Annotated in this window: 2 protein-coding genes; both read right to left on the reverse strand. The window is 31.6% G+C overall.

Translation table 11 applies throughout. The features are described from left to right. Window positions 1-51 precede the first annotated feature (51 nt). Entirely contained in the window at window positions 52-1,233 is a 1,182-nt protein-coding gene (locus V7068_RS21790; protein ID WP_499714517.1) for a glycosyltransferase, read from the reverse strand. 14 nt (window positions 1,234-1,247) lie between these two features. Continuing rightward, window positions 1,248-1,591, reverse strand: a 344-nt coding sequence (locus tag V7068_RS21795) for a glycosyltransferase (RefSeq protein WP_499714518.1), incomplete at its 5' end; no start/stop codon positions are given.

The raw sequence follows: 1,591 nt of genomic DNA on the forward strand, positions 1-1,591 counted from the left end.
AAGTAATACTATACCAATTACCTCAATAATCATTTAATTGTTCCCTTCTATCTACATGATCATTTGATATAATTTTTGGATTTCTAACTCAGTTCCCAATCTTTCTTTTGATAAATTATCGATAAATTTGCTTCTTAATATTTCATCGTCAATTAGTAGTTTAATTCCATCTGCAATTGAATGTGAATTCATATCGGCAATCCACCCGTTTTCTTTATGATGAATTTGATCTTTAGCTGTCGTAAAATTAGTTACTACTATAGGTTTTCGTAATATTTTCGCTTCATCAACAGCAATCGATTTTCCTTCAAATCTAGAGGGTTGAACATATAGGTCAGCTTCCCTTACATAAGGATAGGGATTTTCTTTCATTCCTAAAAGGATAAATCTTTCCTGAAGGTTATTTCCTTCAATCATTTTTTCTAATTTATCTCGTTCCTCCCCCTCACCAATCACATACCATACAATATCATATCCACTTTCGACCAAATTTTTACAAGCCTGGATAGCCATTTCAAACCCTTTTTGATAATTCAACCTGCCTACAGATATGAGCTTAGTTTTTTGTCGCTCTATTTGAATAGGTTCTTCTGCCATTTTTTGAACAATAGCAGGAGAAATAATATTATGCATGACCTTAACCTTATGACTGAATATAGGAAACCTTTCCTTTAATACGTTTGCACATTCTTCTGACACTGTAACGATAAAATCTAAATGGTTGAAATACTTGTTATCTATTTTAGGATCCATCCCCAACTTGTCATAATCATTATGGATAAAGCCTATCTTCACTTTTGCTTTTACCTTATCTATACAAAAATATACAGGATTTTTTTCCAAATATCCGATCGCTACATCATATGTTTTATCTAAACTCTTAGTAGATTGTGCAATCGATTTCCAAACTCTTTGTTCACATATAGCTCTATTCTTTTCTGTTTTAAATATATAGCTCGCACGTATTCTAGATAAAACAATATCGAACCGCCCCTTTACCAAACAGTTGGCGGAAGCAATTTTAAAAGGCATATCAAAATATCGGTAACCATCGGGCTCATCTAACAAATTGACTTTTTTAGGGATTTTACCCAAGAATAATCCTTCATGCTTAAACAACAATAAATCCACATTAAATAGTGAGTAATCTATTGTTTCTAGAAGAGAGATTAACGCTTTCTCCGCTCCACCACAGTTTAAATTATTCATAACAAAAAGAAGATTCTTTTTCAACAGATCACCTCCCTCTATAAAATCTTATAAAGCTTATGAATTTCTTCCTCTGTTCCTAATTTTTCTTGTTTTAAATTTTGAATGAGTTGATTACGTAAAACAGTATCCTCCATTAATTTTTCAATACCCTTAACAAGAGCATTTGCATCCATTTCTACAATTAAACCATTAACCTTATCATTTATCTGATCTTTAGCCGTACTAAAATTTGTAACGATTATAGGCTTATATAAAATCTTAGCTTCATCAATAGCAATCGATTTCCCCTCAAATTTTGAAGGTTGTACATATATATCAGCCTGTTTTATATACGGGTAAGGATTGGATTTCAACCCCATTAATGTAAAATTATCTTCCA

The sequence above is a fragment of the Bacillus sp. JJ634 genome (assembly GCF_036962285.1).
GTDB classification, from domain to species: domain Bacteria; phylum Bacillota; class Bacilli; order Bacillales; family DSM-1321; genus Peribacillus; species Peribacillus asahii_A.